The 24,103-nt window shown below is 74.5% G+C and carries 24 protein-coding genes and 1 other RNA gene; 13 read left to right on the forward strand and 12 right to left on the reverse strand.

Annotated elements, in window-relative coordinates:
* The first annotated feature begins 102 nt into the window (after positions 1 to 102).
* Positions 103 to 258 carry a hypothetical protein gene (locus JUB12_RS08255; protein WP_205699138.1) on the forward strand — a complete coding sequence of 52 codons (156 nt, stop codon included), beginning with the start codon at positions 103 to 105 and terminating at the stop codon, positions 256 to 258.
* Here JUB12_RS08255 and JUB12_RS08260 read toward each other — a convergent pair.
* Positions 255 to 1,679 carry a DHA2 family efflux MFS transporter permease subunit gene (locus JUB12_RS08260; protein ID WP_205699139.1) on the reverse strand — a complete coding sequence of 475 codons (1,425 nt, stop codon included), beginning with the start codon at positions 1,677 to 1,679 and terminating at the stop codon, positions 255 to 257. The genes JUB12_RS08255 and JUB12_RS08260 overlap by 4 nt on opposite strands.
* A 119-nt stretch (positions 1,680 to 1,798) precedes the next feature.
* Here JUB12_RS08260 and JUB12_RS08265 point away from each other — a divergent pair, with 119 nt between their 5' ends.
* On the forward strand, positions 1,799 to 4,561 hold the full coding sequence (locus JUB12_RS08265; protein WP_205699140.1) for a LuxR family transcriptional regulator: 2,763 nt from the start codon (positions 1,799 to 1,801) through the stop codon (positions 4,559 to 4,561).
* Positions 4,562 to 4,628: 67 nt separating this feature from the next.
* On the opposite strand, the gene ssrA is transcribed toward JUB12_RS08265, so the two are convergent.
* Positions 4,629 to 5,002, reverse strand: a transfer-messenger RNA (tmRNA) gene (ssrA, locus tag JUB12_RS08270).
* Positions 5,003 to 5,135: 133 nt separating this feature from the next.
* On the opposite strand from ssrA, the gene JUB12_RS08275 reads away from it, so the two are divergent.
* Genes JUB12_RS08275 through JUB12_RS08295 form a run of 5 tightly spaced genes read left to right on the forward strand, consistent with a single transcriptional unit; the run spans position 5,136 to position 9,301 of the window.
* Positions 5,136 to 5,825, forward strand: coding sequence for a hypothetical protein (locus JUB12_RS08275; RefSeq protein WP_205699141.1), 690 nt, complete (start codon positions 5,136 to 5,138; stop codon positions 5,823 to 5,825).
* Positions 5,826 to 5,870: 45 nt separating this feature from the next.
* Positions 5,871 to 7,673: a M3 family oligoendopeptidase gene (locus JUB12_RS08280; protein ID WP_205699142.1), complete on the forward strand. Its 1,803-nt coding sequence runs from the start codon at positions 5,871 to 5,873 to the stop codon at positions 7,671 to 7,673.
* 25 nt (positions 7,674 to 7,698) lie between these two features.
* Positions 7,699 to 8,577: a site-2 protease family protein gene (locus JUB12_RS08285; RefSeq protein ID WP_205699143.1), complete on the forward strand. Its 879-nt coding sequence runs from the start codon at positions 7,699 to 7,701 to the stop codon at positions 8,575 to 8,577.
* Positions 8,578 to 8,624: 47 nt separating this feature from the next.
* Positions 8,625 to 8,828, forward strand: coding sequence for a helix-turn-helix domain-containing protein (locus JUB12_RS08290; RefSeq protein WP_205699144.1), 204 nt, complete (start codon positions 8,625 to 8,627; stop codon positions 8,826 to 8,828).
* A gap of 11 nt (positions 8,829 to 8,839) precedes the next feature.
* Positions 8,840 to 9,301, forward strand: coding sequence for a Clp protease N-terminal domain-containing protein (locus tag JUB12_RS08295; RefSeq protein ID WP_205699145.1), 462 nt, complete (start codon positions 8,840 to 8,842; stop codon positions 9,299 to 9,301).
* Positions 9,302 to 9,310: 9 nt separating this feature from the next.
* Here the strand turns inward: JUB12_RS08295 and smpB are convergent, their stop codons facing one another.
* From smpB to ftsE, 5 genes are read right to left on the reverse strand one after another with little or no spacing between them, the layout of a single operon-like run.
* The gene (smpB, locus tag JUB12_RS08300) at positions 9,311 to 9,796 is read right to left on the reverse strand and encodes an SsrA-binding protein SmpB (protein ID WP_371822323.1); all 486 of its coding nucleotides are present in this window, start codon (positions 9,794 to 9,796) and stop codon (positions 9,311 to 9,313) included.
* Positions 9,797 to 9,802: 6 nt separating this feature from the next.
* Positions 9,803 to 11,617, reverse strand: a complete 1,815-nt coding sequence (locus JUB12_RS08305) for a ribonuclease R family protein (protein WP_241004463.1) — start codon at positions 11,615 to 11,617, stop codon at positions 9,803 to 9,805.
* Complete coding sequence (locus JUB12_RS08310; protein WP_205699147.1) at positions 11,614 to 12,804, reverse strand: S41 family peptidase; 1,191 nt, start codon at positions 12,802 to 12,804, stop codon at positions 11,614 to 11,616. Before JUB12_RS08310 ends, JUB12_RS08305 begins: the two co-directional genes overlap by 4 nt.
* A gap of 42 nt (positions 12,805 to 12,846) precedes the next feature.
* A complete protein-coding gene (ftsX, locus tag JUB12_RS08315) occupies positions 12,847 to 13,743 on the reverse strand; it encodes a permease-like cell division protein FtsX (RefSeq protein ID WP_205699148.1) in 897 nt (298 codons plus the stop codon).
* Positions 13,744 to 14,592 (reverse strand): cell division ATP-binding protein FtsE, encoded by an 849-nt coding sequence (gene ftsE / locus JUB12_RS08320; protein WP_205699149.1) that lies wholly within the window; start codon positions 14,590 to 14,592, stop codon positions 13,744 to 13,746.
* 90 nt (positions 14,593 to 14,682) lie between these two features.
* On the opposite strand from ftsE, the gene JUB12_RS08325 reads away from it, so the two are divergent.
* From JUB12_RS08325 to JUB12_RS08340, 4 genes are all read left to right on the forward strand, one after another.
* Entirely contained in the window at positions 14,683 to 15,258 is a 576-nt protein-coding gene (locus JUB12_RS08325; RefSeq protein WP_205699150.1) for a hypothetical protein, read from the forward strand.
* Between the two features lie 34 nt (positions 15,259 to 15,292).
* Positions 15,293 to 15,754 (forward strand): hypothetical protein, encoded by a 462-nt coding sequence (locus tag JUB12_RS08330; RefSeq protein WP_205699152.1) that lies wholly within the window; start codon positions 15,293 to 15,295, stop codon positions 15,752 to 15,754.
* Positions 15,755 to 16,064: 310 nt separating this feature from the next.
* Positions 16,065 to 17,315, forward strand: coding sequence for a pitrilysin family protein (locus tag JUB12_RS08335; protein WP_205699154.1), 1,251 nt, complete (start codon positions 16,065 to 16,067; stop codon positions 17,313 to 17,315).
* Positions 17,316 to 17,361: 46 nt separating this feature from the next.
* Complete coding sequence (locus tag JUB12_RS08340) at positions 17,362 to 17,724, forward strand: hypothetical protein (RefSeq protein ID WP_205699155.1); 363 nt, start codon at positions 17,362 to 17,364, stop codon at positions 17,722 to 17,724.
* A 61-nt stretch (positions 17,725 to 17,785) separates the two neighbouring features.
* On the opposite strand, the gene nadA is transcribed toward JUB12_RS08340, so the two are convergent.
* Positions 17,786 to 18,778 carry a quinolinate synthase NadA gene (gene nadA, locus JUB12_RS08345; RefSeq protein WP_205699731.1) on the reverse strand — a complete coding sequence of 331 codons (993 nt, stop codon included), beginning with the start codon at positions 18,776 to 18,778 and terminating at the stop codon, positions 17,786 to 17,788.
* Between the two features lie 11 nt (positions 18,779 to 18,789).
* Complete coding sequence (nadC, locus tag JUB12_RS08350; RefSeq protein WP_205699156.1) at positions 18,790 to 19,632, reverse strand: carboxylating nicotinate-nucleotide diphosphorylase; 843 nt, start codon at positions 19,630 to 19,632, stop codon at positions 18,790 to 18,792.
* A 10-nt stretch (positions 19,633 to 19,642) separates the two neighbouring features.
* On the opposite strand from nadC, the gene JUB12_RS08355 reads away from it, so the two are divergent.
* Positions 19,643 to 20,209, forward strand: coding sequence for a hypothetical protein (locus JUB12_RS08355; RefSeq protein WP_205699158.1), 567 nt, complete (start codon positions 19,643 to 19,645; stop codon positions 20,207 to 20,209).
* Here the strand turns inward: JUB12_RS08355 and JUB12_RS08360 are convergent.
* Genes JUB12_RS08360 through JUB12_RS08370 form a run of 3 tightly spaced genes read right to left on the reverse strand, consistent with a single transcriptional unit; the run spans position 20,118 to position 22,726 of the window.
* On the reverse strand, positions 20,118 to 21,128 hold the full coding sequence (locus JUB12_RS08360; RefSeq protein WP_205699160.1) for a tocopherol cyclase family protein: 1,011 nt from the start codon (positions 21,126 to 21,128) through the stop codon (positions 20,118 to 20,120). The genes JUB12_RS08355 and JUB12_RS08360 overlap by 92 nt on opposite strands.
* 16 nt (positions 21,129 to 21,144) lie before the next feature.
* Positions 21,145 to 22,131, reverse strand: coding sequence for a hypothetical protein (locus JUB12_RS08365; RefSeq protein ID WP_205699161.1), 987 nt, complete (start codon positions 22,129 to 22,131; stop codon positions 21,145 to 21,147).
* Positions 22,121 to 22,726: an RNA polymerase sigma factor gene (locus JUB12_RS08370; protein ID WP_205699163.1), complete on the reverse strand. Its 606-nt coding sequence runs from the start codon at positions 22,724 to 22,726 to the stop codon at positions 22,121 to 22,123. The genes JUB12_RS08365 and JUB12_RS08370 overlap by 11 nt, the downstream gene beginning before the upstream one ends.
* A 90-nt stretch (positions 22,727 to 22,816) precedes the next feature.
* On the opposite strand from JUB12_RS08370, the gene JUB12_RS08375 reads away from it, so the two are divergent.
* Positions 22,817 to 23,977, forward strand: a complete 1,161-nt coding sequence (locus JUB12_RS08375) for a Vms1/Ankzf1 family peptidyl-tRNA hydrolase (protein WP_205699164.1) — start codon at positions 22,817 to 22,819, stop codon at positions 23,975 to 23,977.
* Positions 23,978 to 24,103 lie beyond the last annotated feature (126 nt).

The following is a 24,103-nucleotide window of genomic DNA, read 5'->3' on the forward strand; positions in this document are numbered from 1 at the left end:
GCGGTGCCAGGGCATGTCGCACGCTCGGGGTCAGACCCCGTCGCATCGGTCGCTTCACCGGACGGTCACGCGAGCGGCCGCGACGGCGCGACCATCCGCGCCATGGAGTCCGTGGAGCGCGACCTCGAGTCCGGCGGCACGCCGGGCGCCTTCGACGACGCAGACGACTGGGGCGACGACGACGAGCTCCTCCCGGGGGCCGGCGACGAGGCCGGCGCCCGCTGGGACGACGACCTGTTCGACGACCCGGAGGACTAGTGCATCGCCGGCGCGGGCTCCATGCCCGGCGCCGGGGCCGGCTTGCTGCGCAGGAACAGCGACAGCGCGAAGGCCAGGACGCAGAGGCCCGCGGAGACGATGATCGCGTCCTGGAAGCCGGCCGCCGTCGCGCCCGCCGGGTCGAGGCCGTCGTCGGCCGCGGAGACCTCGCCGCGCGTGAGGATCGTGATGAACAGCGCGGTGCCCGCGGCGCCCGCGACCTGCTGGAGCGTCGTGAAGACGGCGCTGCCGTGCGCGTACAGGTTCATCGGCAGCGCGCCGAGGCCCGCGGACATCAGGGGCGTGAACATGAGCGCCAGCGAGACGCCGAGCACGGCGTAGCAGACGACGATCTCCGCGGTGGACGTCGACTGGTCGATCGTCGACATCCACAGCAGCGAGCCGCCGAGCACGATCGTGGACGGCACCACGAGGGGCCGCGCGCCGTACTGGTCGTACCAGCGCCCGACGAAGGGCGAGAAGAGGCCCATCATCAGGCCGCCCGGCAGCAGGACGAGGCCCGTCGTGAGCGTCGACGCGTCCCGGGCGTTCTGCATGAACAGCGGCAGCAGGATGATCACGCCGAACAGCGACATCATGCTCACGCCGATCAGCCCGATCGCGAACGCGAACGTCCGGTGCCGGAACACCCGGATGTCCATGAGCGGGTGGTCGCCGAGGCGGACCTGGCGCCAGCCGAACAGGACGAGGAACACCGCCCCGACGACGATCGGGACGACCGGCGCGACCGGCGTGTCGCCGCGCGCGTCCTCGCCGATGAGGCTCAGGCCGTAGACCACGCCGCTGAAGGCGATCGCCGCGAGGACGACGGAGACCACGTCGATCGGCAGCTTGTGCGGCTCGGTGACGTTGCGCACCAGGCGCGCGCCGACGCCGAGCGCGAGCAGCGCGATCGGCAGGACGATCCAGAACATCCAGCGCCAGCTCAGCCCGCTGAGCACGAGGCCCGAGATGGTCGGGCCGATGGCCGGCGCGACGGCGATGACGATGGTGATCGTCCCCATCATCTGGCCGCGGCGCTCCTCGGGCACGAGCGTCATGACCGTCGTCATGAGCAGCGGCATCATCAGCGCGGTGCCCGTCGCCTGGACGATGCGCCCGACGAGCAGGACCTCGAAGCCCGGCGCCAGCGCCGCGATGAGCGTGCCGGTGCTGAACGCCGCCATCGCCGCGATGTAGATCTGCCGCGTGTGGAAGCGCTGGAGCAGGTAGCCGGTGACCGGGATGACCGTGGCCATCGTGAGCAGGAAGGCCGTGGTGAGCCACTGCGCCGTGGTCGCCGGGATGTCCAGGTCGTCCATCAGGTGCGGCAGGGCGACGCCCATGATCGTCTCGTTGAGGATCACGACGAACGTCGCGCCGACGAGCAGGCTGATGAGGCGGAGGTGGGCGGCGGGCACGCCTGCATGGTTGCACGCGCAACGGCGACGGTCCGTCGCACGTCGTCGAACGGTCCGCGAGTGTGCGCACGCCCACGGACGCCATCGGCGGCCGGGAGGGCCCATAGACTCGCGGCGTCGTGAGCTCCGGGCCACCGCTCGCCGTGCCGGGCCCGCTCCTCGAACGCGCCGACGCGCTCGAGCACATCGACGCGCTCCTGCGGCGTCTGCGCGACGGCGTGCCCGGCGTGCTCCTGGTCACGGGCGCCGCCGGCATCGGCAAGACCGCCCTGCTCGCCCATGCCGCGGCGCGCGCCGCCGGCGAGGGGGTGTCTGTCCTCCACGCGCGGGCCAGCGAGCTCGAGCACGACCTCGCGTTCGGGGTCGTGGCGCAGCTCCTGCCGGGACAGACCGCCGCGCCCGGCGCCCAGGACGACCTGCACGCGAGCCTCGACCGGCGCTTCTGGCAGCTGGCCGAGCGCACCGCCGACGGCCCGGTGCTCGTCACCGTCGACGATGCCCAGTGGGCCGACGAGGCGTCGCTGCGCTGGTTGACCTACACGGCCCGCCGGCTTGCCGGTCTGCCCGTGCTCCTGGCGGCGACGATCCGCACGGGCGAGGACGCCGAGCACCCGGCGCTCGACGGGCTCGTCGCGCTCGAGGAGGCGCACACGGTGGCGCCGCGGCCGCTCTCGGCCTGGGCGGCCGCGACGCTGCTCGAGGAGGCGCTGGGGACCTCGCCCGCGCCGGCCTTCGCCGAGGCGTGCTGGGAGCAGACCGGCGGCAACCCCTTCCTGCTGTCGGTCCTCGCCTCCGACCTCGTCGAGGCCGGCGTGACGCCCGACGCCGGGAACGTCGCGCGCGTGCGCGCGGCCGCGCCCGAGCGCGTGGCCGCCTGGGTCGCCCGGCGGGTCGCACGGCTCGGCGACGACGCCCGCGCCGTGGCCCAGGCGGCCGCCGCCACCGGCGGCGGCGAGGACCTACCGCTGGTGTGCGCGATCGCCGGGATCGACGAGGCCCGTGGCGCCACGGCGGCCGCGGCGCTCGTCGCGGCCGGGCTGCTCGAGGACGCCGCGCCGATGCGCCTGCGCCACCCGCTCGTGCGCGCGGCCCTCGAGGCCTCGCAGACCGCGCCCGAGCGCGTCGTGCTCCACGCGCGTGCCGCGGAGCTGCTCGCGGCCCGCGGTGCGCCGTCGGGACGCGTCGCCACGCACCTGGTCGCCGCCGGCGGCGGACGCGGGGACGCCGCCGCCGTCGAGCACCTCCGCGCCGCCGCGCGCGACGCCGCCGACCAGGGCGTCCCGGAGCAGGCGGTGCGGCTGCTGGAGCGCGCGCTGGCCGAGCCCCCGCCCCCGCACCGGCGGCCCGAGGTGCTGCGCGAGCTGGGCGCCGCCGCGCTCGCCGCCTCCGACGACCGGGCCGGCCTGCTGCTGCGCGACGCCCGCCGTGCGACGGACGACCCCGCGGTGCGCGCGCAGCTCGCGCTGCAGGTGGCGGTGGCCGACTACGCCGCGGGCCGCCACGCCGACGGCGTCGCCACCGCGCGCGAGGCCGTCCAGGAGCTCCGCGACCGCCCGGAGCTGCGCGAGCAGTGGCTCACGCTCGAGGCGTTCCTCGCGCTGCTGAGCCGCTACGACCTCGCCACGGCCGACACCGCCGGCGCACGGATCCGCGAGCTGGCCGCGACCCTCGAGGACGACGACGGCCTCGGCGCCCGGCTCGTGCGCCTGCGCGCGCGGGCCGACGCGCCCGGGACGAGCGCCGACGAGGTCGCGGCGCTCAGCCGCGAGCGCCTGGCGCTCCTCGGGCTCGAGCCGTGGTCGGCGCCGGTCGAGGCGATCGGCGAGGGGATGATGCTGCTGCACGCCGGGCGCGTCGACGACGTGCGCCGGCTGACCGCCGACCTGCTGGCCGAGGCGCGCCGGCGCGGCTCACCTTCGCGCCACGCCGTCGCCCTCGCGATCCGCGGCGCCGCCGCCCTGGACACCGGCGACCTCGACGCCGCCGAGGCCGACTTCGGCCAGGCGATGGAGCTCTGGACCGCCGGCGGCAGCCTGCACCTGGCCCGCTCGCTGGTCGGCCTCTGGCTGCAGACCGCGTCCGCGACGGGACGCTTCGCGGCGGCCGACGCGCTGGCGGCCGAGCACGGTCTCGTCGGCGCGGTCCCCGAGCACATGATCTTCAACCCGCTCCTGCACGGCCGCGGCGTGCTGCGCCTTGCCCAGGGGCGGACCGCCGAGGGCATCGCGGACCTCGAGGAGCTCGGCCGCCGGCACGCCCGGTGGTCGATGACGCGGCCGATCCCGCCGTGGCGCTCGGTGCTGGCGCTCGCCCTCGACGACCAGGGGCGTGCCCGGGCGCTCGTCGACGAGGAGCTCGAGCTGGCCCGGCGGTGGGGCACGGCGCGGACGATCGCCCAGGCGCAGCGGGCCGACGGGCTGCTGACCGGCGGTGAGGCGGGGCTCCGCGCGCTCGCGAGCGCGGCGAAGCTGCTCGAGGACGGACCCTGGCGGCTGGACCGAGCTCGCGCGCGCGGGGACCTCGGCGCCGCGCTGCGCCGCGCTGGCGAGCGGCGCGCCGCGCGCGAGCACCTCGTCGTGGCGCTCGACGAGGCGCACGCCTGTGGCGCCCACGTCCTCGCCGACCGCCTCGAGGACGAGCTGCGCGCCAGCGGCGCCAAGCCGCGACGGCGCTCGATCAGCGGCCTCGACGCGCTCACCCCCAGCGAGCTGCGCGTCGCTCGGCTCGCCGCCGGTGGCGCGAGCAACCGCGAGATCGCCCAGACGCTGTTCGTGACGATGGCGACCGTCGAGACCCACCTCTCGCGGTGCTACCGCAAGCTCGACGTGACCGGCCGCGGCGGGCTCGCCGACGCGCTGGGCGACGACGCCGACGGCGCCTGACCGGCCGCGCCCGCGGCGTCCCACACACGCCGAAGGCCCGCCGTCACCGGCGGGCCTTCGTGAGCTGAGGTGGAGACGGCGGGAATCGAACCCGCGTCCGCGATCGCGCTCGGGGCAGCGTCTACGAGCGTAGCCAGCACTCTGTGATCTCGTCCTCGGGTCGCCGTACTGGCAGGGTCACCTCGGACCAGCCCCCTGAAGATGTCCCCGGATCGGCGAGGGCGGGCCTCACCGGGTGAGCCGACGTGTTGATCCCAGGCCCCCGCTGTCGGCGGGCGGAGGCGGGGACCTCACCTACTCAGTCAGTGATGACTAAGCGGCGAGGGCGTACTCGTGAGAGTCCGCACGTATTGGTTGTGCCGGGTGTTTCACGAGGCCTCCCGACAACCTCGGCTCGCAACCACCCCTGCGGAATCGACCACGTCGAAGCCTGTCGTCCCCAGGGATGTCCTTCGTCCTGCGCGACCCATTGTAGCGACCCCCACCTGCCGCAGAGCGCCGCGGACAGGGAGCGCCAGCGCGCCAGTGCTGGCGCGTTCTGATCCGCCGGCGAGCGGCCCGCGCACACCGAGCCATGACCATCACCCGGACCATCACGGCCATCGGCGCCGCGGCCGCGCTGGCCCTCGGCGCTGCCGCCTGCGGCGACGACGACGACAGCTCCGAGAGCTCCTCGGGCTCCGCCGCCACCCAGCAGCAGAGCACGCCCCAGCCGGCCGCGCAGGTCGACGACCTCTCCGGCGGCGACACCACCAAGGTGACGCTCGACGCCGGCTTCGTCGAGGCCCTCGGCACCCTCAAGCTCACGCCCGCGCCCGTCGGCGAGGGCTCCATCTCCAAGAAGGGCGTCGCGTCCTTCCCCATCACCGGCGGCAACGTCACCTACTACAAGCCCGGCACCGTCAACCCCTACGTCCAGGGCGAGATCGACCACGACGGCTCCGGCCTGTCCCTCACGGGCGGGGGCAAGAAGGTGGAGCTGACGGACTTCGTCATCGACCCCGGCAAGTCGGTCCTCACCGGCAAGGTGACCGTCGACGGCGAGGAGGCCGCCCCGAGCGCGCCGCTGTTCTTCCTCGACGGCCGCACGCTGGAGCCGCTGCGCACGAACGCCGACGGCTCGAAGGCCGTGCTCCAGGGCACGACCGTGAAGCTCAAGCAGGAGGCCGCTGACCTCCTGAACCAGACGTTCGGCACCGACGCCCTCGAGGGCGGCCTGGTGATCGGCGTCGCCAAGATCACGGTCGACACCGGCGCCGCCTAGTCGACCACCGCGCGGGCTCGAGGTCCCGGTCGTAGGCTGCGGTGCATGAGCACCGCGCTGGACGACGTCGCCTGGGACCTCGAGCCGCTCGTGGACGGCGAGGGCGAGGCGGGCTGCGACCGCCTCCTGGCCGAGGCGCAGGAGCGTGCCTCGGCCTTCGCCGCCGCCCACCAGGGCAAGGTCGCGGACTTCGACGGACCGGCGCTGGCCGCTGCCGTCGAGGAGCTCGCCGCGATCTCCGAGCTCGTCGGCAAGGCCGGCTCCTACGCGTCGCTGCGCTTCAGCACCGACACCGCCGACCCCGCCAACGGCGCCCTCATGGCCCGCGTCCAGGAGGGCGCGACGGCCGTCGAGACCGCGCTGGTGTTCTTCGAGCTCGAGTGGGCCGCGCTGGACGATGCGCGCGCCGACGAGCTCCTGCAGGCCGAGGGCCTCGACAAGGCCCGCCACCATCTGCGCACCGCGCGCCGCTACCGGCCGCACCTGCTCTCCGAGGCCGAGGAGAAGCTCCTGGCCGAGAAGTCCCAGACCGGCCGCGACGCGTGGACGCGCCTGTTCTCCGAGGTCACGAGCGCCATCCAGGTCGACCTCCCGGACGCCGACGGTCCCGCGCCGCTGGACGTCGCCCTCAGCCGGCTCATGTCCAACGACCGCGACGTGCGCGCCTCGACCGCGGAGGCCGTGACCACCGCGCTCGAGCCGGGGCTGCGGGTGCGCGCGTTCATCTTCAACACGCTCCTGCAGGACAAGGCCGTCGACGACCGCCTGCGGGCGTTCCCGACGTGGATCTCGAGCCGCAACCTCTCCAACGAGGCCTCCGACGAGTCGGTCCAGGCGCTCGTCGAGGCGGTCCGCTCGCAGTACGAGCTGCCGCGTCGCTGGTACCGCCTCAAGGCCCGGCTGCTCGGCCTCGACCGCCTCAAGGACTTCGACCGCATGGCCGCGGTGACCGCCGAGGACGAGGAGGTCGGCTGGGACGAGGCGCGCGACATCGTCCTGGACTCCTTCGACGCCTTCTCCCCCGTGCTGTCGGGGACGGCCAAGCGGTTCTTCGACGAGCAGTGGATCGACGCGCCGGTGCGCCCGGCCAAGCGCGGTGGCGCGTTCTGCGCCTACACGGTGCCCTCGGTCCACCCGTACGTCCTCCTGAACTACACCTCCAAGCGCCGCGACGTGCTGACGCTGGCCCACGAGCTGGGCCACGGCCTGCACGCCGCCCTGGCCCAGCCGCGCGGCGTCTTCGAGCAGCACACGCCGCTCACGCTGGCAGAGACTGCCTCGGTGTTCGGCGAGACGCTGGTCTTCCGCCGCCTGCTCGACCAGGCCGACACGCCCGAGTCGCGCCTCAGCCTGCTCGCGTCGAACATCGAGGACGCGATCGCGACGGTCTTCCGCCAGGTCGCCATGAACCGCTTCGAGGACCTCGCCCACACGGCGCGCCGCGAGCAGGGCGAGCTGAGCATCGAGCGCATCGGCGAGCTGTGGGGCCAGTCGCAGGAGGAGCTGCTGGGCGACGCCGTCGAGGTGACCGACGGCTACCGGACGTGGTGGTCCTACGTCCCGCACTTCATCGGGACCCCGGGCTACGTCTACGCCTACGCCTACGGCCAGCTGCTCGCGCTGTCGGTCTACCAGCGCTACGCCGACGAGGGCGAGCCGTTCGTCGACCGCTACGTCGAGCTGCTGTCCGCCGGCGGCTCGAAGTCGCCGGAGGACCTCGCGGCGATCGCCGGCCTCGACCTCGCCGACCCAGGCTTCTGGACCAGCGGCCTCGAGCTCGTCGAGCAGCGCCTCGAGCAGGCCGAGGCGGCGGCCGACGAGGTGCTGCGCGAGCGCGCGGGCGCCTAGCCCAGGGCTACCCTGGAGGGGGCAGATGGACCGCCCGTCGCCCCCTCCGCAGTGGCTGCCGCCCGTGCCGGCCGCCGACCCGCCGGCCCCGGCTGCTCCGCCGCCCGCGTCGCAGCAGCCCGAGCCGGAGCAGAGCGCGCTCAAGCGCGCGCTCGGCCCGCTCTTCCTCGTCGTCGCCCTGGTGGCGAAGTTCGGGAAGGTCGCGTTCGTCGCCGTCAAGGGCCTGAAGTTCCTGACGACCTCCGCGACGATGCTCGTCTCGGTCGCCGCCTACGCGCTGATCTGGGGCTGGAAGTTCGCCGTCGGCTTCGTGCTGCTCCTCCTGGTCCACGAGTACGGCCATGTGCTCCAGCTGCGCCGGGAGGGGATCAAGGCCAGCGCACCGATCTTCATCCCGTTCATGGGCGCCCTCATCTGGGCGAAGTCCCTCGGCAAGGACGCGGTGGCGGAGGCGCGCGTCGGCCTCGCCGGCCCGATCCTCGGCTCGCTCGGCGCCGCGGTCTGCATGGTCATCGGCTTCGCGACCGACGAGGACTTCTGGAAGGCCCTCGCGTTCACGGGCTTCTTCCTGAACCTCTTCAACCTGCTGCCCCTGGGCTTCCTGGACGGGGCGCGCGCCGCGGCGGCCATGTCCCCGTGGATGTGGCTGGTCGGCGTGTTCGGCGCGGTCGTGCTGACGCTGACGTTCCCGAACCCGATCATCGTCCTGCTCACGCTGCTCGGGATCTGGGAGACCTACCGCCGGTTCAAGGACCTGCGCAGCGGCGACCCGCAGATCACGGAGTACTACCGCGTCTCCCCGCGCAACCGGCTGCTGGTCGCCGCGGTCTACCTCGGGCTCATCGCGCTGCTCGTGCTCGGCATGGACGCGACGCACATCGAGCGCGACTTCGACGACGTCTGAGCAACCGAGGTTGACAGTCGCTCATCGCGTCAACTACGGTTGACGCGATGCTGCAGGACGTCGCCACCCCGGAGACCCCCGAGGACGGGCTCGCCGCCGTGGTGGCGTTGCGCCGCCTGGCCGATCGCCTCGAGGACGCCGAGGTCGAGCGCGCCCTGCGCGACGGGTGGACGTGGCAGCAGGTCGCGGAGGCGCTCGGCGTCACGCGCCAGGCCGTCCACAAGAAGCACGCGAAGCGGCTCGGCCGCTAGGAGGCGACGACGTGTTCGAGCGGTTCACGAAGGACGCCAAGGGCGTGGTGCTCACCGCGCTGGAGGAGGCGCGGCGCGAGGGCGCGACCAGGACCGAGGCCGAGCACCTGCTGCTCGCGCTGGCGACCCGCAGCGGCGGTCGCGCGCAGGAGCTGCTGGCGGCGCAGGGTCTGGACGAGGCGGGCGTGCGCGAGGCGCTGCGCGCGGAGGAGGAGCGGAGCCTAGCCGCCGTCGGGATCGCGCCGCCCGAGCTGCCCGAGCCCCGGCCCGCGCTCAAGCACCCGAGGACCGGCACGTCGGCGAAGGTCGCGCTCGAGCGCAGCCTCAAGGCCGCGACGCGCCAACGCACGAAGCGCCTGGGCCCCGAGCACGTCCTGCTCGGCCTGCTGGAGGCCGAGGGCGGCCGCGTCCCGCGCGCGCTCGCGCACGCCGGGGTGGATCGCGAGGCGCTGGCGGCCGCCGCCGGCACCTAGCAGGCGCGTCTAGCGGTTGGCCTCCCGCAGCGCGCGCTGCATGTCGCGCTGCTGCTCGCGTGCCTTGATCGTCTCGCGCTTGTCGAAGCGGTCCTTGCCGCGGGCCAGGGCGATCTCGACCTTCGCGCGCGGCCCCTTGAAGTAGAGGCGCGTCGGGACGAGCGTGAGCCCCTTCTCCTTGGTGCGCCCCATGAGCCGCTCGATCTCGGGCTTGGTGGCCAGCAGCTTGCGCGGGCGTTCCGGGTCGTGGTTGTCGCGCGAGGCGGGTCCGTAGGGCGGGATGTGGACGTTGTGCAGCCACAGCTCGCCGCGCTCGATGTTCGCGTAGCCGTCCTTGATCTGGGCCGAGCCGGTGCGCAGGGCCTTGACCTCGGTGCCTGTGAGCACGAGGCCGCACTCGAGCTTGTCGAGGAACTCGAACCGGTAGCCGGCCTGGCGGTTCGTCGCGACGTCGCCCGGCGCGGCCTTCTTCTTGCCCTTCTTGGCCACAGCCAGACGAGGTTACTGGCGCGGTCTGCGACGCCGGCGCGCCGCGGCCCCGCCGCCCGCCGCCCGGGCGTCGCCGTCGTCGTGCGTCTCCTCGGCCAGGACGAGGTCGACCCGGCCGCGCGGCGCGTCGACGCGCTCGACGCGCACCCGCAGCGGGTCGCCGAGGCGGATCGCCCCGCCGTCGTCGCCCTCGAGGACCGTCCCCTGCTCGTTGAGCTCCCACCACTGGCCACGGCCGAGCCGCCGCACCGGGACGAGCCCCTCGTGGCCCTCGCCGAACGACACGAACGCCCCGGCGCCGATGAGGCCGGTGACCTCGCCGTCGAAGACCCGGTCGAACCCGCCGCCCTCGAAGAGCTCGCGCTCGAGCAGGAAGCAGCGCGCCACCGCGTCGGCCCGGCGCTCGATGGACATCGCGTCGCGCTCGCGTGCGCTGCAGTGCTCGCCGGCCTCCTCCATGGCGCCCGCGGGCGGCGCCTCCTCCCCGCCCCCGACCGCGCTGAGCAGCGCGCGGTGGCAGAGCAGATCGGGGTAGCGGCGGATCGGCGAGGTGAAGTGGCAGTAGCGGTCGAGGTGCAGCCCGGCGTGGCCGGTCGTCGCGTCGGACGCGTAGCGCGCCTGCTTCAGCGACCGCAGGATGAGGTACGTGAACGCCGTGCGGCCGTGGCCCGTGCGGCGCACGTGCTGGTCCACGAGCCGGGAGGCCGCCGCCACGACGTCGACCGCCTCGCGCGGGCTGAGGTGCTCGGGCGCCGGCGGCGTCGGCAGGTCCAGCGACGCGAGCTGGTCCAGCAGGCGCTCGACCGCCGTCGGGTCGGGCTTCTCGTGGATGCGGTGCAGCGCCGGGACCGAGCGGTCGGCCAGCAGCCGCGCGACCTGCTCGTTGGCGGCGATCATCAGGTGCTCGATGAGCCGGTGGGACTCGGTCTGCTCGCTGGCCTCGGACCCCGTCACGTGGCCGCGGCGGTCGAAGGCGAACTCCGGCTCGGCCGACTCGACGGCCAGCGCGCCCTCGCGCTCACGCGCGGCCTGCAGCGCGGCGGAGACCTCGCGCGCCACCCGCAGCGGCGTGGCCCACGGCTCCTCCCACGGCTCCTCGCCGGCGAAGAGCCGGTCGACCTGGTCGTAGTCCAGCCGCTGGTCGGAGCGGATGGTCGACCGGTAGAACGCCGCCTTCACCACGTCGGGCCCGTCGAGCTCCAGCTCGACCGTCACCGCGCGGCGCTCCTGGCCGGGCACGAGCGAGCACGCGCCGTTCGAGAGCACCTCCGGGAGCATCGGCTCGACGAGCGCCGGGACGTACACGGACGTCGCGCGTCGGTAGGCCTCGCGGTCCACGGGCGAGCCGGGACGCACGTACGCGCTGACGTCGGCGATGTGGACCCACACCCGCGCCCGGCCGCCGTCGAGCGCCTCGGCAGAGATCGCGTCGTCGAAGTCCTTCGCCGTCGCCGGGTCGATGGTGAACGTCGCCAGGTCGCGCAGGTCCCGTCGCGCCGGCGCCGGGTCCTCGGCCTCGACGCGCGCGACCGCCTCGGCCGCCGCCCGCTCGATCCCGGGGCCGAAGCGCCGCGCCAGCCCGCGGTCGACCATGAGCGCCTCGAGCGCGTCGCGCGCGACGTCGGGCCGGCCGAGCAGCCGCAGTACCTTCGAGCGCCGCCCGCCCTTGCCCGGGCCGATGAGCGCGAGCCGGCCCGGCCGCGCGTCGCGGTTGGCGTCGACGGCCTGCGACGAGCCCCGCTCGAAGAACGGCTCGGCGACCAGGAAGCGCCCGCGCTTCTCCAGCAGCCCGACGAAGACGCTGCGCTCGGCGCCGCGGTCCCTCACGCCGCGCGCTCGGCGAGGACCTCGAGCGCGCGGTCCAGGCCCTCGTCGACGTCCGGGGTGTCGCGGTCGTCGCGGGCGCTGACGTCAGGCGCGAGGCCGCGGCCCTGCGCGGTGCCCTTGCCGCCGAGGTTGCGGCCCGCCGGGGTGAAGTACTGCCCGGCGGTGATGTCGAGCGCTCCGCCGTTGGAGAGCTCGATCACCTGCTGGAAGACGCCCTTGCCGTAGGTGCGGGTGCCCACGAGCGCGGCGCGCTTGCGGTCCTGCAGGGCGCCGGCGACGATCTCGGAGGCCGAGGCGCTGTCACGGTCGACGAGCACGACCATGGGCAGGTCCCCGGCGATCGGGTCCCCAGTCGCCTTGAGCGTGCGCGACGGCAGCGACCGGCCCTTGGTCGTGACGATCGCGCCGCCCTTGAGGAACGCGCTCGCGATGAGCTGGGCCTCGCTCACCAGGCCGCCGCCGTTGCCGCGCAGGTCGAGCACGAGGCCCTCCACCTTGCGGGCCTCGAGCTTGCGGATCGCCGCGTTGACCTCGGCGTGCGCGCCGCTGGTGAACTGCGCGAGCTTCACGACGCCCAGGCGCTTGCCGCCCGAGGAGCGCACCCGCGAGGCGACCACCGGGACCGAGATCGTCGCCCGCGTGACGCGCACGTCGCGCTCACGGCCCTTGCGCGGCTTGATCCGCAGCCGCACGTCGGTGCCCTCCGGGCCCTTGATGCGCGCCACGGCCTGGGACTGCGAGAGCCCCTTGAGGCGCTTGCCCCCGGCCGCGACGATGACGTCGCCCGAGGCGATGCCGGCGCGCTTGGCGGGCGAGTCGTCGAAGACGTCGACGACGCGCAGGCCGCCGGGGTCCTCGCTCACCGTCAGGCCCACGCCGGAGAACTCGCTGCTCTGCGCCTGCTCGAAGCGCGCGTACTCCTTCGGGTCGAAGTACGAGCTGAACGGGTCGTCCAGCGACTCGACCATCCCGGCGATCGCGCGGTCGGCGAGCTCCTCGTCGCCGAGGCCGCGGTAGTAGCGCTCGGCGACGGTGTCGATCGCCTCCTTGACCACCCGCGTGTCCTTGTCGCCGACGAGCCCGTCGCGCACGAAGCCGGGCAGCGCGTCGGGGTGGCCTCCGAGGAAGATGCCGGCCGCCAGGAGGGCCGGCACCATGAGGATGGCGAGCAGGAAGCGGGGGCGCACCAAGGCGCCCCCTACGCTACCCACGGTCTGTCAGCGGGCCGTCTAGACCCGCAGGAAGCGGCGCAGCGACAGCCCGGAGCCCGCGGCGCTCACCATCACGGAGGCGCCGAGGAGCAGGGCGGCCAGCAGGCCGAAGTTGATCGTCTGCGGCGCGGAGATCAGGGCGAACGAGTCGGCCAGCGGGTCGACGAAGGCGACCTTGCCGACCAGCAGCAGGCCGATGGCCAGCACGCCGCCGAGCGCCCCGAGCACGACGCCCTCGATCACGAACGGCCAGCGGATGAACCAGTCCGTCGCGCCCACGAGCTTCATGACCTCGACCTCGCGCCGGCGCGAGAAGAGGCTCAGGCGGATCGTGTTGGAGATGAGCAGCACGGAGGCGACGACGAGCAGGATCGCCAGCAGCGCCATCGACCACTTCACGACGTTCGTCGCGGTGAGGATCTTCTCCGTGTCGTCCTCGCGCGTGGCGACCTTGGCGATGGCGCCGTCGACCGGCTCGCGGCCCCCCGAGACGCCCTCGGGCGAGAGCGCGTCGCGGATCTTCAGGACGTCGTCCGGGTCGTCGGGCGTGATCCGGAAGGTGTCGGGCAGCGGGTTGCGACCCAGGAGCTCGTAGAGGTCCGGGTACTTGCGCTGCTCGGCCTTGTACGCCTCCTCCTTGGAGACGTACTGCAGGTTCTTGACGCCGTCGGCCTTGTCGACGATGAGCTGGCGGACGCGCTCGACGTCGGCGTCCTTGGCCTTCGTGTTGAGGTAGACGTCGACGAGCACGCGGCCGCGGACCTCGTTGGCCGCGCCGGTCGTGGCCTGCACGACGGGGATGAAGACGCCGAGGACGAGGACGGTCACCAGGACCGAGGCCATGGCGGCGAAGGACGGGATGGCGTTGCGCTTGATGGAGCGCATCGCCTCCTTGGCGAAGAAGCCGGGGCGCATCTAGTCGTTCCAGAGGGAGTCGATGGGGTCCTCCGCCATGCGCCGGGGCTCCGGCGCCGGCTCGCGCAGCAGCGCGCCGAACTCGGCGGTGGACATGTCGCTGCGGGCGTAGAGGCCCTGGTGCTCGTCGCGCACGAGCCGGCCCTTGTGGAGCTCGAGCACGCGGCGGCGCATCCGGTCGACCATGTGGCTGTCGTGCGTCGCGACCAGCACGGTCGTCCCCGTGCGGTTGATGCGGTACAGCAGCTGCATGATCCCGATGGAGGTCTCGGGGTCGAGGTTGCCCGTCGGCTCGTCGGCCAGCAGCAGCGGCGGGTGGTTGACGAACGCGCGCGCCACGGCCACGCGCTGCTGCTCGCCGCCCGAGAGCTGGTGCGGGTAGTTGTGGAGCTTCGTGGAGAGGCCGGTCAGGCGCAGGATGTCCGGCACCTTCGAGCGGATCTCCCTGCGCGAGCTGCCCGTCACCTGCAGCGCGTAGGCCACGTTGTCGTGGACCGTGCGGTTGGGCAGGAGCTTGAAGTCCTGGAAGACGATGCCGACGTTGCGCCGGTAGTGCGGGACCTTCTTGTCGGTCACGTCGCGCAGGTCGCGGCCGCCCACGCGGATGATCCCGCCCGTCGGCTCGTGCTCCTTGATGAGCAGGCGCATGAGCGTCGACTTGCCCGAGCCCGACGAGCCCACGAGGAACATGAACTCGCCGCGGCGCACCTCGAAGGTCACGTCCTGCAGGCCGATGTCCCCGCTGTCGTAGCGCTTGGTGACGCCGCGGAACTCCACGACGGCGGGCGCGCGGTCGCGCGGGTGAGCCCGGCGCTCGAGCTCGTCCTTGTGCCTCTCGACGATCGCCATGAGGCTCGGAGGTTAGGTGCGGCGCTCCGATTCCCTGCGTCGTGCAGGGGGTCTTGCAAAGCGTGCGTTCGCCGCTCTAGGTTGAGGTCCATGGGGATGATCAGGGGGAGCCTCGCCGCCGTCACGGCGGCGATGGCATGCACGGTGCTGGCCGGCGCGTCGAGCTCCTCGGCGAGCGTCATCACGGTCGCCGGGCCGGCGGGGCAGGGCCAGACCGTCGATGTCCGGCCGATCACGGGGCTGCTCGGCGTCCCGATCGACCCGGTCAACGTCGACGTGACGGTGTCGGCGGACCGCGCCACGCTCACCGTCGTGGATCGGTTGGCGCTCGTGCCGCTGTACCCCGGCTGCCGCATGGAGCCGCTGCTCCAGCGCGCCGTCTGCACCGGCAACTTCGCCGTCGGCACGGTCTTCGGCGGGCTTCTGCCCAACACCGTGAAGATCCGCGGCACCGACATCGGCTTCTCCGGCGGGGCGGGCAACGACGTCGCCGACATGCAGACCACCAACGGCAACGCGGACCTCGGCACCGGCGACGACCACCTCGACGTCCGCGGCGGGGCTTCGAACCACGTGACGTGCGGCCCTGGCCGCGACACCGTGCTGGCGGACCCCGAGGGCGTCGACCTGATCGCGTCCGACTGCGAGGTCGTCACCCACTTCTAGCTCGCCGACCCGCCCGGCCCTAGGCTGGGCGGGGATGAGCTACGCCACCGAGGAGGCCCGGGTCGGGCTGCTGGACACGATCGCCGAGGCGGTCGACGCGCTCGCGAAGGCCCTGGCGGAGCTCACGACGGCCTACGAGCTGCTCGACGAGCGCACCGCCGACCGGCTCGAGGAGGAGCTGTTCGGGCCGGTGCAGACCGCGTTCGGGCGGGCCAAGCGCGCCCACGCCGGGTTCGCGACGCGCCACGACCTCCACGGCCGGCCGTTCGCCCCTGCGCCGGAGCCCGCTGCACCGTCGGCCGGGGTCAAGGGGCTGGTGGAGCGGGCCGTCGACCACGCGCTGGGCGCCGAGCACGTCCTGAGCGACCTCCAGGACTCCATGGCGCCCGTCGAGGTGGGCGACGCGGAGCTCCGGGCCGGGCTCGCGGACGTGCGCGAGCACCTCGGCAGCCTGCGCGCGCGGGCCGACGGGTTCGTGCGCGTGCTCGGACGCTGAGGCAGAGCGGCGCGGTCGTCGGCGCCGCCCGGCGAACGAGGTGCGACGTACGTCGCGAGTGAGGGTGACGCGTCCGTCACTCTGTCGTTCGCCTTCTGTGAGAGGGCGACGTGCAGGGTGACCGGGCGTCACGTGGACCGGCGGCGCTGGTCGCACTCCGCGCCCCGACCGCGACGGGCGTCTCGCGGACCGAGCGCCGGCCGGGCCTCCCCTCCTCGGTGCCGACCCGGCGACCGCCGCGACCCGCAGCCGCGCCCGAAGGGCGCTCCACGACGGAGAGCTGAGGGGATTCCCTCGTAGACTCGGGCGGATGGCGACCGTCCGCACCGAGACCCTCCCCAACGGCCTGCCGCTGCACCGCGTCGGCCTGGAGGGCACCCGGGCCACCACGATCCTCGTCGCGTTCGACGCGGGGGCGCGCACGGAGCGCCCCGAGGAGAACGGCATGGCCCACTTCCTCGAGCACCTCGTGTTCAAGGGCGGCGAGGTCTACGACGACTACCGCAAGGTCAACGAGACGGCCGAGCGGATGGGCGGCTCGCTCAACGCGTACACCAGCCACGACCTCGTCGCCTTCCACATCACCGTGCGCGCGGAGGCGGCGATGCAGGCGATCGACCTGCTGACGGACTTCGTCGGCCGGCCGAAGATCGACGCCGACGAGCTCGACCGCGAGCGCGGCGTCGTCATCCAGGAGATCCAGCGCTACAAGGACCAGCCCGCGGCGGTGGCCGAGGAGCTCGTCGACAGGGCGGCCTTCGGCGACCACCCGCTCGGGCGCACCGTGCTCGGGCCCGAGGAGCACCTGCGGACCTTCACGCGCGACGCGATCGTGGCCTTCCGCCAGCGGCGCTGGGCCGGCCAGCGCGGCGGCGCGTTCATCGTCGGCAACGTCGACCACGTGCCGGCCAACGGCGAGGTCGCCGAGCTCTTCGGCCGCTTCCCCACGCTCGACCAGCCGGAGGCCTACGTCGCGGCGCCGGGCGTCACGCCGCAGAAGCTCGTCGAGCAGCGCGACACCAACCAGTCGCACCTGCGGATCATGCACCAGCTCGACATCGACCCGACCGACCCCGGGCAGCGCGCGGCGACGGCGATCTACTCGACGCTGCTGGGCGGCTCGATGGGCTCGCGCCTGTTCGACGAGATCCGCGAGCAGCGCGGGCTCTGCTACTCGGTCTGGTCGGTCGACCACTCCTTCGCCGACGCGTCGGTCCTGCAGCTCGGCGCGGGCCTCGAGTCGTCGAAGTGCGCCGAGGCCTACGCGCGCATGCGCGAGATCGTGCGCGAGCTCCACGACGAGGGTCCGCGCGAGGAGGAGGTCGAGCGCGCCCGCGCGTACGCCGCCGGCCGCCGGGTCCTGGCCTTCGAGAACACGAACGCCGTCGCCCGCCACGCCGCCAACCAGTCCGTGGTCTACGGCGAGCCGATCGACCCCGACGCCGCCATCGCCGCGCTCGACGCCGTGACGTTCGACCAAGTGGCCGACGTCGCGCGCCGCGTCCAGGTCGACGACGTCGCCGTGGCGTGCGTCGGCCCGCACGAGGCCTCCGAGTTCTGAGCCGTCGCTGGCGTGCCGGCGCCCGACCTGGGACAGTCGCCCCGGGATGGTCGTCGCCGCGCCGATCGACGAGCGCGAGCTGGCCCGCTACGTCCGCCGGGTCGCGGACCGCTGGCCGCTGAGCGGCGCCTGGCTGGGCGGCGCCCGCGTGCGCGACGCCCAGGGTGCGCCGGCCCAGCGCGAGCGGGGACCGGAGTACGTCGTCGTCCTGGTCAGCGAGCACTTCGACGGGGTGCCGTGGCTCGAGCGGGTGCACGTCGCGGCGAGCCTCTGGGACGCCGGCGCGATGGGCGCCCCGGCCGACGTCCACTGCTACACGCCGGCCGAGCACGCCCGCAAGTGCGACAGCATGCTGCGGGTGCGTCGGGCCACGGAGGACGGGCTGCAGGCCACCACCGACCCCGGGTAGCGCCGGCCCCGCCCGTCCGGGCGCGTCGACCGCGTGCGGCGACGCCCGCCGTGCCGGCCGGCTAGCCGATCGCGACCATGCGCTCGATCGGCAGGCGAGCGCGCTGGGCCAGGTCGACCGGCACCTTCACCTCGCCGCTCAGGTCGCGCAGGCAGTCGCGGAGCTTGGGCAGCGTGATCATCTTCATGTAGCGGCAGGAGGCCGCCTCGTTGGCCGCGACGAAGTCGAGGTCCGGCGCGGCCATCCGCAGCGGGTGCAGCATGCCGGTCTCGGTGGCCATGATCACCGTGCGCCCCTCGCCCTTGTGCTCGGCCGCGTAGTCGAGCATCCCGCCGGTGGAGAGCATGTGGACGCCCTCGGTGGCGACGTCGCCCGCGGCCACGTACTCCATGACCTGCGTCGAGCAGCCGCACTCGGGGTGGATGAGGAAGTCGGCGTCGGGGTGAGCCGCCCGCATCTCGTCGATGTCGGCCGGGCGGATGCCCGCGTGGACGTGGCACTCGCCGTCCCAGACGTGGAGCTTCGTCCCGAGCTCCTGCTCGACGTAGGACCCGAGCCACATGTCGGGGCCGAAGAGGATGGGCGTGTCCGGGCCGTGCTCGCGGAGGATGTGCTCGACGACCTTCACGGCGTTGGACGACGTCACGCAGTAGTCCGTGAGCGCCTTCACCTCGGCCGTCGTGTTGACGTACATGACGGTCACGGCGCCCGGGTGCTTGGCCTGCCAGGCGGCGAGCTGCTCGGGGGTGATCGAGTCGGCCAGCGAGCAGCCGGCGTCGACGTCCGGGATCAGGACGCGCTTGTCCGGGGACAGGATGGACGCCGTCTCGGCCATGAAGTGCACGCCGCAGAAGGCGATGACCGACTTGTCGACGGCGGCCGCCTGGCGGCTCAGGCCCAGCGAGTCGCCCACGAAGTCCGCGACGTCCTGGACCTCGGGCAGCTGGTAGTTGTGGGCGAGGATGACCGCGTCGCGCTCGGCGGCCAGGGCGCGGACCTCGTCCTGCAGGGCGGGGATGTCCTCGGGGGTCACCGCGTCTGCGGGACCCGCCATCGGCAGCGTCTTCACGGCAGGGGCTCCAGGATCAGGGACAGGTCGAGCGCCGGGGCGGAGTGGGTCAGCGCTCCCACCGACACGAAGTCTAGCCCCGCCTCGGCGACGCTCCGGACCGTCGCGAGCGTCACCCCGCCGCTGGCCTCCGTGGACGCGCGCTCGCCGATCCGCGCGACGGCCTCGCGCAGCTGCGGCGGGTCCATGTTGTCCAGCAGGATCCGGGGCGCGCCGGCCTCCAGCGCCTCGTCGACCTCCTCCATCGTGGAGCACTCGACCTCGACGGGAGCGTCGGGGAAGCGCTCGCGGGCCTTGCGCACCGCCTCCCCAACCCCGCCGGCCAGCGCGGCGTGGTTCTCCTTGATGAGGACGGCGTCGAAGAGGCCGAAGCGGTGGTTGGTCCCGCCGCCGGCGTGGACCGCGGCCTTCTCGAGCGCCCGCAGGCCGGGGGTCGTCTTGCGGGTGTCGAGCACCCGCGCGCCGGTGCCGTCGACGGCCTGCACGTAGCGGGCGGTGAGCGTCGCGACCCCGCTGAGGCGCTGCAGGAGGTTCAACGCGGTGCGCTCGGCGACGAGGATCCCGGCGGCCGTGCCGACGACCCGCAGGACCGGCGTGCCGGTCTCGTGCCAGACGCCCTCAGGCGCGAGCACCTGCAGCTCGACCTCCGGGTCGACCTGCCGGAAGGCCTCCTCGGCGACGGCGTGGCCGAAGACGACGCCCGGCGCCTTCTGGGTGATCGTGGCGATCCCGCGCGCGTCGGGCGGGACGGTCGCCTCGGTCGTGATGTCCCCGTCACCGACGTCCTCGGCGAGCGCGCGCGCGACCACCTCGCGGATGAGCTCGGGCTCCAGCGGCATCCTGGGGAGTATGGACCTCGACGCGTGGCTGCCCCGTCCCGCCGTGCGCACCCGCCACCGCCGTGCGGCCGACGCCGAAGCGGGCGCGCTGTGGGCGGCGGCGCGCTCGGTGCGCCTGGACGAGACGGCGACGCTCGGGCGCCTCGTGCGCTGGCGCATCCCGGAGACGCCGGGGTCGATCACCTTCCGCGAGCTCTTCGCGACGCCGCCGTTCTGCGTGCTGCACGAGACGGACAGCGGGTCGGTCTCCGGGCTGGCGGGGCGGATCTGGACCCTGCGCCGCGACTACCCGCGTCTCGACGGTGCCGAGGCGTTCGCGGCGTGGGACGAGCCGGGCACCGTGCGCGTCGTGTTCGCCCACTGGGTCGAGGACGACGGCGACGGGCGCAGCGCGCTGGTGAGCGAGGCGCGGGTGCAGCCGGTCGACCGCCGGGCCGGCCTGCAGCTGCGGGCGCTGTGGGCGGTCGTCGGCCCCTTCGAGCGGCTCATCGGGGCCGAGCCGCTGGCGCTGGCGGCGCGCCGGGCGGCGGGGTCGCCCTCGGGGTCCGGCCCCGCTCGAGGCCGGCGAGGACGCTGACGCCCTCGTAGGCGGTCCGGCCGCGGCGGCCCTTGACCGCCACGCGCAGGTGGCCCGCGAGGTGCTGCGCGGCGGCCTCGTCGAGGTGACGGCGCTCGCGCGGGAGCGGGACGGGCAGCAGGTGGGGCGCCGTGCCGTTGGCGTGGCCCTCGACCTCGACGTCGCGGGTCCGCAGGTGCCACCCGCGGTCGCTGACCGCGACGCGGAGCGGCTGCAGCGGGCGCACCGTGGTGCAGAGGCGGTCGCCGACGCGCACCACGAGCGCGGTCGCGGTCGTGCGCAGCCGCCCGACGCCGGCGCGACCGCCCGCGAAGGCGACGCAGACGTCCTCGCGGTCGAAGCCGTGCGCCTGGCCCCACCACCAGTCCTCCGGGAACCCGTTCGAGCCCCAGTTCTTCTCCGCGTAGGCCGTGGCGCCCTCGAGGTCCAGCGTCCGGCCGGCCGCCTGGAGCGTCCCGGTCACCCGGGCGCCGAGCAGCGTCGGGTGCCAGTACTGGCTGAGCCCTGGCAGCGCCTGCGCGGCGCCCAGCGCCCCGAACGCCCGCCGCGGCCACGGCACGCGCCCGTCGAGCCGGACCTCCAGCCGCGCGTCCTCGCCGAGGTCCACCGCCACGCTCGTGGGCGTGGCGCGGCAGACCGTCCGCCCGTCGTCGACGGCCCGCACGACGTCGCCCGACGGCGACGCGTGCGCGTCGCTCGTGGCGATCGCGCGATGGAACCCGCCCGGGTGCACGGCCAGCCCGACGGTCCCCCAGTGCGCCCCGGTCCGGTCGCGGTTCACGCCGAGCAGCACGATCGCGACCGTGCCGCTCTGCGCGTGCGTGATCCGCCAGAACCACCCCTCCATCGCCGTCCCGTGCGGACGGCGCGGGTCGCCGAAGGGCGGGTCGGCCCCCGTGGCGCGGTAGCGGGCGAGCACGGGGTGATGGTCGCACTCAGAAGCGCCCGCGCAGCACGACCTCCTGGGGCTGGCGCGCTTGGACGTCGCGCTGGCGCGCGACGACCAGCAGCGTCCCCTCCGCCGGCCGCGCCCGGAGCGCCGCCAGGCCCTGCAGGCGGCCCTTCGCGTCGCCCCGGCCGGCGACGGGTGGGGCGAAGCCGAGGAACTGCGCCGGGTCACGGGCGCCCGCGGTCGGGGACACGAGGAAGATCGCGTAGTGCGAGCCGGGGCGCAGGCCCTGGCCGACGAGCGCCAGCGCGAGCTGGCCGTCCTCGACGACGAGGTTGGCCACCCCGACCGCCTTCGGCGGCGCACCCGGCATCGGGCGGAGGTTGACCTGGGCCGTGACCTGCGGTTGGGCTCGCCGGGTGACCGGCTGCAGCACCCCGCGCAAGACGGTCGGGCCAGGCTGCCCCGGGGCGTCCGTGGTCTCTTGCGTGAGCAGCAGCCCGGTCGAGCGCCCACCGCCGGTGAGGCGCCAGACGGCGCCATCGTGCAGGCCCGCGCCACGAGCCACACCGACGAAGGCGGGGTCGCCGTCACGACCCACCCGCCAGAGCCCGTAGACCCGCTGCGGGTCCAGACCGAGCGCCGCGAGGACCAGGCGCCGCCGGCCGCCGACGGTCACGGCGGACGCCCGGGCGAGTCCCCGACCCCCTCGCGCCTCGGGCTGCAGCACGGCGGCGAACTGGACGACGACGGGATCGCGGAAGCCGTTGCGGCGCACGACCTCCGTCGCGCTCGGGAACGTCTGGGACGCCGGGGCGGTGCGCGTCGTCGAGGTGCCGGTGGCCGCTGCCCGCCCGTCCTCGTCGTCGTCGCCGCCCGTGGTCAGGACGAAGGCCGCCCCACCGCCAAGGACGAGGACGACGGCGAGGGCCGTGAGGGCCTGGGAGCCGCGGGGTGGCTTCGCGGCACGCCGCCGCAGGCGGTCCTCGAGGGCGTCGGAGAACTGCGGGGTGGGCGGGGCCTCAACGGGCATGGGCGGCCTCCGTCGTCGGGTCGGGGTCTGGTGCGGTGTCGTCGCCGAGGGCGGCGCGCAGGCGCGCCCGGGCCCGGCTGAGGCGCAGCCGGGCGGCGTTGGCGGAGATGCCGAGGGCCGCGGCGACCTCGGTGGGCGTCAGCTCGTCGTGGACGACGAGCTCGAGGACCTCGCGCTCGCGGCGCGGGAGAGCGTCGAGCGCCGCCTCGAGCTCGGGGCGCCGGCGCGCGGCGTCGACGGCCGCGGCGATCGCGTCGGCCTCGGCGCCGGCGTAGCGCGGCTGGGCGCCCGCGGCGCGGGCGCCGAGGCGCAGCCGGCGCCGGGCTCCACGGCGCTGGCGCAGGACGACGCGCACGGCGATGCCCAGCAGCCACGGCCGCGCGCCGCCGTCCGGGTGCTCGTCGCGGAAGCGCCCGGCGCCGCGCAGCGCGGCCAGGAAGGTGTCGGCCACCGCGTCGGCCACCTCGTCGGGCCCCGCGCAGCGGCGCAGGACGAAGGCGGTGACGGTCTGCTCGTGGCGGCGGAAGAACGCCGCGAACGCGTCCGGGTCCCCGGCCGCCGTGCCCGCGAGCAGCTGCGCGTCAGAGCGCTCCATGCCCCCTCATGCCCCGCACCGGCGCGAGCATGTCGCACCGCCGCCGCTACTCGCTTCACACCATGTCCACCCGGGTAGCGCCAGCGCAAGATGCCCGTCGTCAATGAGATCACCGAGGACCGGCTGCGCGAGCTCGCCGCCACGCGCGAGCAGCACGGCAAGGTCCTGTCGCTCTACGTGAACCTCGACCCGCAGACGTTCGCGACGCCGCCGGCGCGCGACACGGAGATCAGCGCCGTGCTCGACGAGGCCGACCGCACCCTGCGCGACGAGGCCCGCCTCGGTCATGACGAGCGCGAGATGCTCAAGGCCGACCTGGAGCGCGCGCGGACGCACCTGCGCAGCGAGCTCGACACGAACGGGGCGCGCGGCATCGCGATCTTCGCCAGCGGCGGCGGCGACCGCCTCGAGGTCGTCAAGCTCCCCCGCCCCGTCGACCACGCGGTGGCGATCGGCGACGGCCCGTTCCTGGAGCCGCTGGCCCGCATCGGCGCGCGTGAGCGCTGGTGGGTGGTCCTCGTCGACCGCCGCCGCGCCCGGCTGTTCGAGGGCACGCTCGACGGGCTCGCCGAGGTGTGGAACACCGAGGCCGACCACATGCACGACCAGCACGACCAGGGCGGCTGGTCGCAGGCGCGCTACCAGCGCAGCGTCGACCGCGAGGTCGAGGGCCACCTCAAGGCCGTCTCGGAGGAGCTCTACCGGCGCTTCAAGAAGCTCAAGCGCATCGACGGCCTCCTGCTCGGCGGTCCCACCGAGACCGTCCCGGCGCTCGAGGGGCTCATCCACCCGGAGATGAAGGGCTGCCTGGTCAGCCAGCGCGTCGAGGTCGACGTCGGCAACGGCACGAACCACGACGACGTGCTCAAGGCCGCGGCGCCGATCCTCCAGCGCTGCCAGATGCAGCGCATCCGCGACCTCCTGGACCGCGTCGACGAGGGCCTGGCCACGGAGGGGCGCGCCGCCGCCGGTCTCGCCGACGTCCTGCGCGCCGTCAACGAGCGCCGGGTCGAGACGCTCCTGGTCCACGAGGGCTTCTCCGCGGCCGGCCAGCGCTGCCCGCGCTGCGGCATCCTCTCCATCGACATCGGCGGCGCCTGCCCCGTCGACGGGGCGGTCACCGAGCCCGTGGGCGACGTGGTCGAGGCCGCGATCGAGGCGACCTGGTCCCAGGACGCCGCGGTCAAGGTCGTCGTCGACGACGAGCTCGACCGCCAGCACGGCCGGGTGGCGGCCGTGCTGCGCTTCTAGGGCGTCCTGCAGCTCTAGGGCCGGGGCGTCGATCGCCCGGGCGCGGCGGTCCAGGTCCGTCCTGGGCCGGGCTCGTGAGGAGCTCCGTCCCGGCCGCGTCTTGGGATGCGGCGGGCGCTGGTCGGC

Source organism: Conexibacter sp. SYSU D00693 (assembly GCF_017084525.1).
In the GTDB taxonomy this organism is placed as follows: domain Bacteria; phylum Actinomycetota; class Thermoleophilia; order Solirubrobacterales; family Solirubrobacteraceae; genus Baekduia.